The organism is gamma proteobacterium symbiont of Axiagastus rosmarus (genome assembly GCF_059730925.1).
The window spans coordinates 3,522,487-3,534,822 of sequence record NZ_AP035925.1 but is presented as its reverse complement, the minus strand read 5'-3'; the positions used below and the strand labels follow the sequence as shown (position 1 = coordinate 3,534,822).

The following is a 12,336-nucleotide window of genomic DNA, read 5'->3' as shown; positions in this document are numbered from 1 at the left end:
GCCCCATTATAGGGAGGAAACGGGCGATTACCAGTGACCGAGCACCACGTGGCGCGCGAACTCTTTCTCGCAGTATTTACACTTCAGGTGCACATCGTCGTCGCGCTGTTTCACCGCAAAGCTGGAGAACACCGGCTCGCTGCGGCTGATGCAGTTGCCGTTGGGGCAGGTCAGCACGCGCTCGATGCGTTCCGGCAGCGTCGGTGCGATCTTCGCCACCACTTCATACTCATCAATGCGATTCACCGTGGCGTGCGGCGCGTACACCGCCAGCTGATTGATCTGATCATCGGTCAGAAAAGTATTTTCGATTTTGATCAGGTCCTTACGCCCCATCTCGCCCGACGGCAGATTAAGGCCGATGGTGATGCGCTGATCGGTTTCGGTGAGGCGGAACAGTGACAGTAGCTTAAAGCCGACCTGCGCCGGAATATGGTCGATCACCGTGCCGCGTTTGATGGCTTCAACCTGCAGTTTGTTATCGTGGGTCATCGTTCTGCTCCTTACAGTGCCAGTTCGCTATTCAGTACCAGCGCCAGCAGGGCCTGGCGGGCATAGATGCCGTTGCCGGCCTGCTGGAAATACCAGGCGTGCGGCGTGCTGTCGACATCGGTGGTGATCTCATCAATGCGCGGCAGCGGATGCAGCACCTTCATGTTATCGCGCGCACCGGCCAGGTCGGCCGCCCGCAGGATGAACTGCGCTTTCACGTTGGCATACTCTGAGGGATCGAGACGCTCTTTCTGTACGCGCGTCATGTAGAGAATATCCAGCTCCGGCATCACTTCTTCGATGCTGTCGTGGCGCGACCAGGCAATGTTCTGTTCATCCAGCATATCGGTGATGTAGGACGGCATCGCCAGCGCATCCGGTGCGATGAAGTAGAAGCGGTTGCCGCTGAACTTCGCCAGCGCCTGGGTCAGCGAATGCACGGTGCGGCCATATTTCAGGTCGCCAACCATCGCCACGTTGAGGTTATCGAGGCGGCTCTGGGTTTCCCGGATGGTGAACAGATCGAGTAGCGTCTGCGTCGGGTGCTGGTTGGCGCCGTCACCGGCGTTAAGGATCGGCACGCCGCCCGAGAACTCCGTGGCCAGCCGCGCCGCCCCTTCCTGCGGATGGCGCATCACGATGGCATCCACATAGGTGCCAATCACCGAGATAGTATCGGCGAGGGTTTCCCCTTTCTTGCCCAGCGAAGTGTTGCTGCCGTCGGCAAATCCCACCACCGAGGCGCCCAGCCGGTGCATCGCGGTTTCAAACGACAAACGAGTGCGCGTTGAAGCCTCAAAGAAGCAGCTGGCGATAACGTTGTGTTTCAGCAGCTCCGGCTGCGGATGGGCTTTCAGCTGGGCGGCGGTATGCAGCACCAGCTCCAGCTCATCGCGGTTGAGGTCGTTGATGGAAATAATGTGCTTGCGATATAGCGGGTTGGCCATAGCTCTCTCCTCTGCGCTGCCGGATTGCGGACAAAAAAAAGCCCCTTTACAGGGGCTTTCTGGCGATCGATGAATGACGGAAAGAAACAGGTGCGCCGCCTGCATTCAGGCGTACGGGAGCGGCAAATTGTGCGCTGCGCTGTTGCATGTTTCCTCCGGCAAATTGTGGCGCATTATACGCATTCACTGAGCCGCATCAAGCAGAAATCACGCGCGAGGTAAACGTTTGCGCTGTGCAGGCTTAGCGCTGGCTCAGCGTCGCCACCATCACCGCTTTGATGGTGTGCATGCGGTTTTCCGCCTGGTCAAACACCACGCTATGGTCAGATTCAAACACCTCGTTGCTGACTTCCATGCCGTCGTGCAGACCATACTGTTCGGCCATCTGCCGTCCGAGCGTGGTTTGGTCATCATGAAACGCGGGCAGGCAGTGCAGGAATTTCACCTGCGGATTGCCGGTCAGCGCCAGCATCGCGCTGTTCACCTGATAGGGACGCAGCAGGGCGATACGTTCTTCCCACACCGATTTCGCTTCGCCCATCGATACCCAGACGTCGGTATAGATGAAATCAGCACCCTGCACGCCTTCGGCAATCTCTTCTGTCAGGGTGATTTTGCCGCCGGTGTGCTGCGCTGCCGCGCGGCACTGCGCCACCAGCTCCTCTTCTGGCCAGCAGCCTTTCGGTGCCACCAGCCGCAGATCCAGCCCCACCAGCGCCGCCGCTTCCAGCATGCTGTTGCCCATGTTGTTGCGCGCATCGCCGACGTACACCAGCGTCATCTCGCTCAGCGCTTTGCCCGGCAGATGCTCCTGCATAGTCAGCAGGTCAGCCAGCAGCTGCGTCGGATGGAACTCGGTGGTCAGGCCGTTCCACACCGGCACGCCGGCATGTTCGGCCAGCGTCTCTACCAGCGCCTGACCGTAGCCGCGATACTGAATGCCGTCATACATGCGTCCCAGTACGCGCGCGGTGTCTTTCATCGACTCTTTATGGCCGATCTGGCTGCCGCTCGGGCCGAGATAGGTGACGTTAGCGCCCTGATCGTAGGCGGCAACTTCGAAAGAGCATCGGGTACGGGTCGAGTCTTTTTCGAAGATGAGCGCGATGTTTTTGCCTTTCAGGTACTGGGTTTCGCTGGCGTTTTTCTTTGCCTGTTTTAATTCACTGGCGAGTGATAACAGACCGGTGATTTCGGCTGGGGTGAAGTCCAGCAATCTCAGGAAATGTCTCGAATACAGCTGACTCATACTGCGCTCCGCATTACATCAATAATGAATTAAAATTCAATCTAACCGTATGAATATGCATTTTCAACCCCAGCGCTAAGAAACTTTCTGTTTTGTGTAGTGGCGCGCGAGGCAGTGTGGGAAAATAATTGCATTCACTGCCACTATTTTGAGGACACGCCCATGGCATACGAAGCATTGCTGGAAGAACAGCGCGAAGAGACGCGCCTGATCATTGAAGAGTTGCTGGAAGACGGCAGCGATCCGGATGCGCTTTACACCATCGAGCATCATCTCTCCTGCAACAACTTCGACTCGCTGGAGAAGGCCGCGGTTGACGCGTTCAAGCTGGGCTATGAAGTCACCGAGCCGGAAGAGCTGGAGCTGGAAGACGGTAGCACCGTGATGTGCGTCGACATCCTGAGCGAATCGGCGCTGAAGCCGGAGCTGATTGACGCGCAGGTCGAGCAGCTGGTGAATCTGGTCGGGAAATACAACGTCGATTACGACGGCTGGGGCACCTACTTTGAAGATCCGGATGCCGAAGATGAAGACGACGGCGAAGAGATCGACGACGAAGACGATGACGGTGTACGTCACTAAGCCCTGACGGGCGGCATATGCCGCCCGGTAATTTTCCTGCCAGCAAAGAACTTCCGATGAATTACGCTTCGCTATTAGACCCCATTCACCAGTTTTTACAGTGCCGCACGCCGCAGGCGTGGATTGATGAAGCGCGCAAGCCGGAAAATCTTACGCTGCTGCTTACCGATCACATGGTATGCGAGTTGAAAGCGGCGCAGACCGCAGTGTGGCTGATCCGCAAATACGTCGCGGATAAACCCAGTGGTGACGCGATTCTGGCGTGGCTGCAGCCGTACGAAGATTTTATTTTCGGCGAGAATCACGACAGCGATTTTATCAATGCCCACAAGAATCTCAGCAAAAGCATCATTGTGCGTAATGAACTGCCGTGGGCTGATGAGATGGTGGAAAAGATGGTGCTGCTGATCAAAGAGGAGCTGCACCATTTTTATCAGGTGTGGGAAATCATGCAGGCGCGCGGTTTGCCCTATCGCAAGATCACCGCCAGCCGCTACGCCAAAGGGCTGCTGCGTGAAGTGACTACCCATGAACCGGATACGCTGGTGGATAAACTGATTTGCGGGGCGTATATCGAAGCGCGTTCCTGCGAGCGCTTCGCCAGCCTGGCGCCGTACCTGGATGCGCAGCTGGAGAAGTTTTACATCTCACTGCTGCGTTCCGAAGCGCGCCACTATCAGGATTACCTGACGCTGGCGGCACAGATTTCACCGAAGGATATCGCGCCGCGCGTGCGGGCGATCGGGGCAGCGGAAGCGCGCTTGATCAGCGAACCGGACACTGAGCTGCGCTTTCACAGCGGCGTGCCGGCGTTTTGATTTGGTGCGCGCGGCGAAACTTCCTGACCCAGCCTTCAGGCGTTGTCTTACTAACCGCCTTATCTTTGCATAACTTCTGTGTAAAGACGCTGGGGGTAGTAATTAAGCAGTGAGTCATTAAAGACTTATAAATACCATGGAAGCAGGAATGAATCTGCCCGATCAGATCTTCGCGGCGCGCTGATGGCCCCAGGTCAGGTAGTAGACATCATAAAAATCCACTTCTCCTTTCTGCTGCATCAGGCGATCGATGCCGCTGCGCACGCGCTCGGGCGTGCCCGGATTCTCCAGAATCTTGTCCAGCGCCTGCTGTGAGACCGGCTGCACGTAATACCACTCGCCGTTGTAGCACACGCGCAGATCCAGCGTATCGATGTCCTCGAAGCGGTATTTCGGGTTGATGTCGAGCAGCATCAGAAAACTCATCACCAGCACGAACACTGTGGCGAACCAGAAGGCCGGCCAGCCGAGCATCTCAGTCGAGAAAATCAGCGCCACGCACAGGCCGTAGCACAGGTACATCACGCCCCACAGCCCCGGATGGGTTTTCAGGAAGTTAAAGCTAAAACGCGGCAGATTATCGCGCCGCTCTTCGCGGTTGAGCGTGTCGATTTCATCGATCAGAATTTGTTTAATCGCGTCCATTATTCACCTCTGAATATCACTGCCTGCCAGTAAACCACATAACAGTGAAGGGCGGCAGAGACAGATCAGCGGTGTTTTTTTATAACAGTTTTCCGTAACGCATCAGCTTACCTGCCCGACAATCTGCAGATTGGCATCGTCCGGCACCTCGTTATATGACAGCACATTCAGCCCGCTGGCGAACAGCCGGGCATAGCGCGCAATCAGCGGCCGCAGCTGCGGCGTCACCAGCAGCACCTGCGTCAGGTTCTGCGCTTTCAGCTGCTCCATCATCACCGGCAGCGTGCTCTGCAGCTGGGTGAGAATGTTGGGATCGACCGGGAAACTGTCCAGCGCCACTTTGCCGCCCTGCTGCGCCTGATTGAGCGCAGCCAGCAGCAGGTTTTCCAGGCTGTTATCCAGCGTATAGGCCGACAACGGTTTGTTGTCCGGCGCAATCGCCGCCACCATGGCGCGGCGCAGCGCGTAGCGCACATCGGAGGTCAGCAGGATCGGATCTTTAGTGATCGCCACGCTCTCCAGCAGCGTGGTGGCAATGGTGGTGATGTCCTTGAGCGATACCTGATCGTTGAGCAGCAGACGATACACCTTGAGCTGCAGACTGTAGTTCACCGCGGCGTTGAGATCCTCTGACAGCTTCGGCGCCACGCTCGCCAGCCGCTGATGCAGCTGAGTAATATCATCGTAGTTGAACAGCTCCGGCAGGTTTTCGCGCACCACTTTGTTGACGTGCGTGGCCACCACGCTGGCGCAGTCGACAACCTGATAACCCAGATTCAGCGCTTTGGCTTTCTGCTCCGGCAGGATCCAGGTCACCGCCATACCGTACGCGGGATCGGTATCCAGCAGGCCGTCGATCTCGCCGTACTGATCCGGCGTCGGCAGAGCCATCAGGCGGTCGGCATGCACTTCGCCTACCGCGGTACGAACGCCGTTGATCTTGATGGCGTACTGCGACGGCTTTAAGTGAAAATCTTCACGCAGGGCGATCTCCGGCAGCAGCACGCCGCTGGTTTCCGACACCACCTGGCGCACGCCGCGCATACGCTAGGTCAGCGGCGCGCCTTTGCCTTTGTCCACCAGCGTGACCAGCTTGTAGCCCAGGTTAAGGCCGATGGGCTCGACCAGCGGAATATTGTCCCAGCTGATGGTCGGCTGTTCGTCCGGCTGCGCCAGCGCCTGATTGATCGCTTCCATGTCGACATGGCTTTGCGTCGGCTTCTGCACCACGCGGCTCTGGCGCCACGCGGCGAACAGCAGCAGGGCGGTGAAGGCGAGGAACACCATGTGCGGCATGCCGGGCACAATCGCCAGCACAAACATCACGCCCGCGGCGGTATACAGCGTGGCCGGTTTCGCCAGCAGCTGCGACTTCACGTCCTCGCCCATGTCAGCGCCGTCGCTGATGCGCGTCACGATGATCGCCGCCGCCGTCGACAGCAGCAGCGACGGGATCTGCGCCACCAGACCGTCACCGATGGTCAGCAGCACATACTGTTCGAACGCCTGGCCGGCCGGTAAACCGTGTTTGAATACGCCGATCAGGATGCCGCCCAGTACGTTGATCAGCAGGATCATGATGCCGGCGACGGCGTCACCGCGCACAAACTTGGAGGCGCCGTCCATCGCGCCGTAGAAGTCCGCCTCGTTGGCCACATCCTGACGCCGCACGCGCGCCTGTTCCTGATTGATCAGCCCGGCGTTGAGATCGGCGTCGATCGCCATCTGTTTGCCCGGCAGCGCGTCGAGGGTAAAGCGCGCCGACACCTCAGAAATACGCTCGGCCCCTTTGGTCACCACCACAAAGTTGATCATTAAACGCGGCAGCAGGAAAGCGCATCACGGGGCTCACGGCGGCGCATGGAAGGTGGCCTTTGCCGACTTCACGCTGGCGATGATGGCGCTGTTTATGGTGCTGTGGATCATGGGCGCCGTCACCGAAGACGAGCGTAAGGAGATTGTCGCGCAGCTCAACGGCACCTCGGTGTTTAACGGTTCCGGCTTTAATCCGTTCGATGTCGAAACCGGACGCGGCTCCGCCATCATTGGTGAAACGCTGGCGATTGCGCCGCCGACCGAGGGCGCCACCGTCAGTGACACCAGCGCGGAAAACAGCGACAACAACGCCAATCAGCCTAAGGAAGATCTGGACAGCGTGCTGTCGCGCTCCGATGCCGAGCTGGCGCAGTTGCGTCAGCAGATCCAGAGCATCATTAACAGCTATCACGCCCAGAACCTGCTGACGCTGGAAACCCTGCCGCAGGGGCTGCGTATCCTGATTCAGGATGACCAGGATCGCATGATGTTTCCGCGCGGCAGCGCGGTGCTGACGCCGTTTTATCAGCGCCTGCTGACCGAACTCGGTCCGGTGTTTAACCGTATCGATAACAAAATCATGATCAGCGGCCACACCGACGCCGCGCAGTACAGCGGCAACGCGGCGTACAACAACTGGAATCTCTCCGGTGACCGTGCGCTGGCGGCGCGGCGTGCGCTGGAGCGCGGCGGGCTGGAAAGCACGCGCGTGCTGCAGGTGAATGCCATGTCGTCCCGTATGCCGCTGGACAAAGCCGATCCGCTCAGCGCACGTAACCGCCGCATTGAAATCATGGTGCTCACTGAGGCGGCAGCCGAGACGCTGTTTCAGTTTTATGGTCGCGAAGGGGAGAACGTGGTGAAACCCATCGCTGACCGCCTGCGATAACCTGTCAGTGCCTTTGAATCAACTGTTGATTCTACCGGTGGCGAAATCCACCGGTTTTTTTTGCCTGTTTTTTGCTGCGGCAGACGCCGGGTAAACGAGGCGCGCCATGGCATGCCACGAAATGTTAAATATGTTAATAAGTAATTTGGCTTTAGTAAGCTAAATCATTCTTTTATGTGAATTTTGCCGGTGTGCGCACATTGCAATGCCCGGTGGCTTTGCCACAATTAGGCAATGTGGCTATCCGGAGAAAGAGTATGTCTGCCCAATCTTCCAGTCTGCTGTTACTGATGTCTTTCGCCGCCGGTACCTTTTCCGCGGGATCGTCAGGTAACCCGCAGCATTTAATGTTATCGCTGCCGTCCGGCGGTGTACCCAATAATCCGCTGCCGCTGATCATCTGGCCGTGCGTGGTGCCGGAAGAGGAGGAGGACAGCGCGGCCTGGTTTGAAAAAACCTTTAGCGCCAGCGGCTGGCCTGCGGCGTGGCGCGCGCCGATTTTTCCTTACACCCACTATCATCCCAATACCCATGAGGTACTGGGCGTCGGCGCGGGCTGGGCGGAGGTGCTGTTTGGCGGCGACAGCGGCCGCATGGTGACGCTGCGTGAGGGGGATGCGGTGCTGATCCCGGCCGGCGTGGGCCATAAACAGGTGTTTGCTTCCGACGACTTTTTCACCGTTGGCGCCTATCCTGAAGGAATGTCACCGGAAACCGTGCGCGACGAACCCTCCCGGCTGCGCGCGTCGAAAGAGCAGATCCAGCGTGTGCCGCTGCCGGATCGCGACCCGTTCACCGGCGGCGAAGGAGCAATGACCGAAATCTGGCTGCCAGTGGCGCAGCAGCTGATGCACCAGTAAGGTGCAAGGCAACGATTATCCGGCGCGGCTCCGCTTTTGGGGCGCGCGTGCCGTTGCGGCGGCGGGCCTCTGGCACACTTTGTGCAGGAGAGAAGTCAGGTCCTCTGACAAGCGCCGGGTAAATCATGAAAGCACGCGACCAGATAGCATCAACCTTCTACGATGAGATGTTGCAGAGCGACGGTCAGCACCGCGCTCACTATCAGCATTACTGGGAATGGTTACAACAGGCGGACAAAGAGGCGGTGGCGCGCAAACGTGAAGAGGCAGAACTGCTGTTTCATCGCGTTGGCATCACCTTTAACGTCTACGGTGACGATGGCGGTGCCGAGCGGCTGATTCCGTTCGACAGCGTGCCGCGCATCATTCCTGCCAGCGAGTGGGCGATGCTGGAACGCGGTATTCGCCAGCGCGTTCAGGCGCTCAACGCCTTCCTGCACGATATCTACCATCAGCAATATATTCTCAAAGCCGGCATCGTGCCGGCCGAGCAGGTGCTGGTTAACGATCAGTATCAGCCCTGTATGCAGGATGTCGATCTGCATCGCCAGATCTACGCGCACATTACCGGTGTCGATATGGTACGCAACAGCGACGGCGACTATTACGTGCTGGAGGATAATCTGCGCACGCCGTCCGGCGTCTCCTACATGCTGGAAAACCGCAAAATGATGATGCGCCTCTATCCGGAGCTGTTTGCCGCGCAGCATATCGCGCCGGTGGAGCGCTATCCCTCGCACCTGCTGCAGACGCTGCGCGAAAGCTCGCCGGTTAACGATCCGGTGGTGGTGGTGCTGACGCCGGGACGTTTCAACAGCGCCTACTTCGAACACAGCTTTCTCGCTCAGCAGATGGGCGTGGAGCTGGTGGAGAGCGCCGATCTGTTCGTCAAAGACGGCGCGGTGCTGATGCGTACCACCGCCGGGCCGTGCAAAGTGGATGTGATCTATCGCCGCGTGGATGACGCCTTTCTCGATCCGCTCGCCTTCCGGCCGGATTCGATGCTCGGCGTGCCGGGATTATTGTCGGTATACCGATCCGGCAATGTGGTGCTGGCGAATGCGATCGGCACCGGCGTCGCCGATGACAAGTCGATCTATCCGTACGTGCCGGAGATGATCCGCTACTACCTTGATGAAGATCCGATCCTCAACAATGTGCCCACCTGGCAGTGCCGCAAGCCGCAGGATCTAAGCTACGTGCTGGCCAATCTGGCGCAGATGGTGGTGAAAGAGGTGCACGGTGCCGGCGGTTACGGCATGTTGATTGGCCCGGTCGCCAGCCAGCAGCAGCTGAGCGAGTTCCGCGAGCGGCTGCTGGCGCGGCCGGACAATTACATCGCGCAGGATACGCTGTCGCTCTCCACCTGCCCGACCTTTATCGACAACGGTCTGGCGCCGCGCCATATCGATCTGCGGCCTTTTGCGCTGTACGGCGCGGATATCCGGCTGGTGCCGGGCGGCCTGACGCGCGTGGCGCTGACCGAAGGCTCGCTGGTGGTGAACTCGTCGCAGGGCGGCGGCACCAAGGACACGTGGGTGCTGGAGGATGACACATCATGCTAAGCCGGACGGCCAGTGGCCTTTACTGGATGGCGCGCTATCTGGAGCGCGCAGAACAACTTGCCCGGGTGCTGGATGTGACCCATCGCCTGTCGCTGATGCCGGTGCGCAATCGCCAGGGCGACGAACTGCTGTTGCCGCTCAACCTGACCGGCACGCGTCAGCTGTTTGAAACCCTCAACGGGCGCTGCACCATGCCGCAGCTGTTCAACTTCTTCGCGCTGGATGAGCGTAACCCGAGCAGTATATTTAGCTGCTGGCAGGCGGCGTGGAACAACGCGCACGCGGTGCGCGGCAGCCTCTCATCCGAAGTGTGGGAAAGCATTAACTCGACGTGGATTGAGATGCGCAACACGCGCCGCCGCGGCATCTCGCCGGCCGGTGCCGACAGCTTCTTCGACTGGGTGAAAGAGCGTTCGCATCTGTTTCGCGGCGCGATGTCCGGCACGCTGCTGCGCGGCGATGCGCTGCGTTTTATCCGGCTTGGCACGCTGATGGAGCGCAGCGACGGCACCGCGCGGCTGCTGAGCGTTAACCAGCAGCTGCTGGAGCAGCATCCCGACACGGTACGGGAATATTACTGCCTCGACAGCCTGCTGCGCGCGGTGTCGGCGCGCGAGGCCTACAACGCCATCTTTAAGCAGCAGCTGATGCCGCCGCTGGTCAACGAAATGCTGATCCTGCGCAGCGAAAGTCCGCGCTCGCTGCACTCCTGCATTGAGGAGATCGCCAGCCAGCTGGAGCAGATTGGCAGCAGCGGCGAGGATCGTCCGCGCTATCTCAGTACGGTCCTGCTGGCGGAGATGCGCTTCAGCACCTGGGAAAGCCTGACGCGCGACGGCCTGCAGTCGTGGCTGGACCATTTTCTCAGCCGCATCAACGCGCTGGCGGAGAGCATCAATCACACCTATCTGGAGGCGAAATGAGACTGAACATTGAGCACAAAACCTGGTACGCCTATGAGCAGCAGGTAAAACTCAGCACCCAGTATCTGCGCCTGACGCCGCAGAATTCGGTGCACCAGCAGGTGCTGTCGTGGCAGCTCGATCTGCCGTGTGAGGCGACGCGCACGCTGGATGCTTACGGCAACGTGCTGCACGTGCTGACGCTGGACAGGCCGCATCAGCTGCTGGAGATTGCCGCGCGCGGCGTGGTCGAGATTCTGGATGCCAGCGAGCTGGCGCCGGATCCGCAGTCGACGCTGTCGCCGCTGGTTTTTCTGCGCGCTACGCCGCTGACCCAGCCGGACGGGGCAATCCGCGACTTCGCCCGGCGCTACTGGCAGGCGGAAAAACCGCTCGCCAGCCTGGAAAAACTGATGGACGAGCTGCTGCTGAAAATGCCGTACCAGCCCGGCAGCACGCAGGTGAGCGACAGCGCGGCGAAAGTGTTTGCTGCCGGCAGCGGCGTTTGCCAGGATCACAGCCACGTGTTTCTCGCCTGCTGTCGCAGCCTGGGGATCCCGGCGCGCTACGTCAGTGGCTATCTGTATACTGACAACGTTGAACACGTTGCTACCCACGCCTGGGTTGAAGCCTGGCTGGATGGCAGTTGGCACAGCTTTGATATCACCAATAACACGCGCAGTACGCGGCAGCATTTGCGGCTGGCGGTGGGCGTCGACTATCTCGATGCCTGTCCGGTGCGCGGCATTCGTCTGGGCGGCGGCGGTGAAGATATGCTGGCGGTGGCTGCGGTGCAACAGGTGCACGGGCAGCAGTAATCGGAACAGGCGTAACTATGACTTATTGTGTGGCAATGCGTTTATCGGCCGGGATGATTTTTGTCTCGGATTCACGCACCAATGCGGGCGTGGATCATATCTCCTCGTTTCGCAAACTGCATGTGTTTCAGGTGGATGATGAGCGCACGCTGGTGCTGCAAAGCGCCGGCAATCTGGCGACGACGCAGAGCGTGATGAGCCTGCTGCGGCGCAACTGTAACGACAGCGAACAACCCAATCTGCTTAACGGGCGTTCGCTGTACGACATTGCGTTGCTGGTGGGCGCAACGCTGCGTGAAGTGATTGCGCGCGACGGCGAGGAGTTTGGCGGCACGCTGCTGCTGGGCGGGCAGATTCGCGGCGAAGAGCCGCGGCTGTTCCAGATCTATCCGCAGGGCAACTTTATCGAAGCCAGCGTCGACACGCCGTACTTCCAGATTGGTGAGAGTAAATACGGTAAGCCAATAATTGATCGCGTGCTGCGCTATGAGACCTCGCTCAGCCAGGCGATGCAGTGTGCGCTGATCTCCATGGATTCGACGCTGGCGAGTAACATCTCCGTCGGCCTGCCGCTCGACGCGATGGTTTACCACAGCGACAGCTTTAGCGACAGCGAGCAGTACCACATCACCGAACAGCATCCCTACTTTTCCCAGATCCGCCAGCTGTGGAGTAAAGGGTTGCTGAGCGTGTTCTCTCAGCTGCCGCCGCTCAAGCTCTGACCTGCTGCCCGGTCGTCACGCTGGCGGACCGG

The 12,336-nt window shown here is 59.2% G+C and carries 12 protein-coding genes and 1 pseudogene; 8 read left to right on the top strand and 5 right to left on the bottom strand.

Features of this window, described 5'->3' with window-relative positions; all coding sequences use genetic code 11:
* Window positions 1-27 precede the first annotated feature (27 nt).
* From pyrI to argF, 3 genes are all read right to left on the bottom strand, one after another.
* Entirely contained in the window at window positions 28-492 is a 465-nt protein-coding gene (gene pyrI, locus AC6I8F_RS16755; protein WP_010615964.1) for an aspartate carbamoyltransferase regulatory subunit, read from the bottom strand.
* An 11-nt stretch (window positions 493-503) separates the two neighbouring features.
* Window positions 504-1,439 carry an aspartate carbamoyltransferase gene (pyrB, locus tag AC6I8F_RS16750; RefSeq protein WP_058770675.1) on the bottom strand — a complete coding sequence of 312 codons (936 nt, stop codon included), beginning with the start codon at window positions 1,437-1,439 and terminating at the stop codon, window positions 504-506.
* A gap of 241 nt (window positions 1,440-1,680) precedes the next feature.
* Window positions 1,681-2,688, bottom strand: coding sequence for an ornithine carbamoyltransferase (argF, locus tag AC6I8F_RS16745; RefSeq protein ID WP_058774874.1), 1,008 nt, complete (start codon window positions 2,686-2,688; stop codon window positions 1,681-1,683).
* A 162-nt stretch (window positions 2,689-2,850) separates the two neighbouring features.
* Between argF and rraB the strand changes: the two genes are divergently transcribed.
* Window positions 2,851-3,270 carry a ribonuclease E inhibitor RraB gene (rraB, locus tag AC6I8F_RS16740; RefSeq protein WP_010615961.1) on the top strand — a complete coding sequence of 140 codons (420 nt, stop codon included), beginning with the start codon at window positions 2,851-2,853 and terminating at the stop codon, window positions 3,268-3,270.
* Window positions 3,271-3,326: 56 nt separating this feature from the next.
* The gene (miaE, locus tag AC6I8F_RS16735) at window positions 3,327-4,088 is read left to right on the top strand and encodes a tRNA isopentenyl-2-thiomethyl-A-37 hydroxylase MiaE (protein ID WP_031279729.1); all 762 of its coding nucleotides are present in this window, start codon (window positions 3,327-3,329) and stop codon (window positions 4,086-4,088) included.
* A gap of 162 nt (window positions 4,089-4,250) precedes the next feature.
* On the opposite strand, the gene AC6I8F_RS16730 is transcribed toward miaE, so the two are convergent.
* Both AC6I8F_RS16730 and AC6I8F_RS16725 read right to left on the bottom strand, forming a co-directional pair.
* A complete protein-coding gene (locus AC6I8F_RS16730) occupies window positions 4,251-4,733 on the bottom strand; it encodes a YlaC family protein (protein ID WP_021507677.1) in 483 nt (160 codons plus the stop codon).
* A gap of 102 nt (window positions 4,734-4,835) precedes the next feature.
* Window positions 4,836-6,551 (bottom strand): annotated as a pseudogene (locus tag AC6I8F_RS16725) (flagellar biosynthesis protein FlhA); the annotation flags it as partial.
* On the opposite strand from AC6I8F_RS16725, the gene lafU reads away from it, so the two are divergent.
* From lafU to AC6I8F_RS16695, 6 genes are all read left to right on the top strand, one after another.
* Window positions 6,523-7,437 carry a putative lateral flagellar export/assembly protein LafU gene (lafU, locus tag AC6I8F_RS16720; RefSeq protein WP_088516086.1) on the top strand — a complete coding sequence of 305 codons (915 nt, stop codon included), beginning with the start codon at window positions 6,523-6,525 and terminating at the stop codon, window positions 7,435-7,437. The pseudogene AC6I8F_RS16725 and the gene lafU overlap by 29 nt on opposite strands.
* A 257-nt stretch (window positions 7,438-7,694) precedes the next feature.
* Window positions 7,695-8,297 carry a hypothetical protein gene (locus tag AC6I8F_RS16715; RefSeq protein ID WP_021507674.1) on the top strand — a complete coding sequence of 201 codons (603 nt, stop codon included), beginning with the start codon at window positions 7,695-7,697 and terminating at the stop codon, window positions 8,295-8,297.
* Window positions 8,298-8,422: 125 nt separating this feature from the next.
* Window positions 8,423-9,862 carry a circularly permuted type 2 ATP-grasp protein gene (locus AC6I8F_RS16710; RefSeq protein ID WP_058770669.1) on the top strand — a complete coding sequence of 480 codons (1,440 nt, stop codon included), beginning with the start codon at window positions 8,423-8,425 and terminating at the stop codon, window positions 9,860-9,862.
* Entirely contained in the window at window positions 9,856-10,785 is a 930-nt protein-coding gene (locus tag AC6I8F_RS16705) for an alpha-E domain-containing protein (protein WP_498008745.1), read from the top strand. Before AC6I8F_RS16710 ends, AC6I8F_RS16705 begins: the two co-directional genes overlap by 7 nt.
* On the top strand, window positions 10,782-11,582 hold the full coding sequence (locus AC6I8F_RS16700; RefSeq protein WP_058759558.1) for a transglutaminase family protein: 801 nt from the start codon (window positions 10,782-10,784) through the stop codon (window positions 11,580-11,582). The genes AC6I8F_RS16705 and AC6I8F_RS16700 overlap by 4 nt, the downstream gene beginning before the upstream one ends.
* A gap of 17 nt (window positions 11,583-11,599) precedes the next feature.
* The gene (locus AC6I8F_RS16695) at window positions 11,600-12,304 is read left to right on the top strand and encodes a proteasome-type protease (RefSeq protein WP_031279727.1); all 705 of its coding nucleotides are present in this window, start codon (window positions 11,600-11,602) and stop codon (window positions 12,302-12,304) included.
* The last annotated feature ends 32 nt before the right edge of the window (window positions 12,305-12,336 follow it).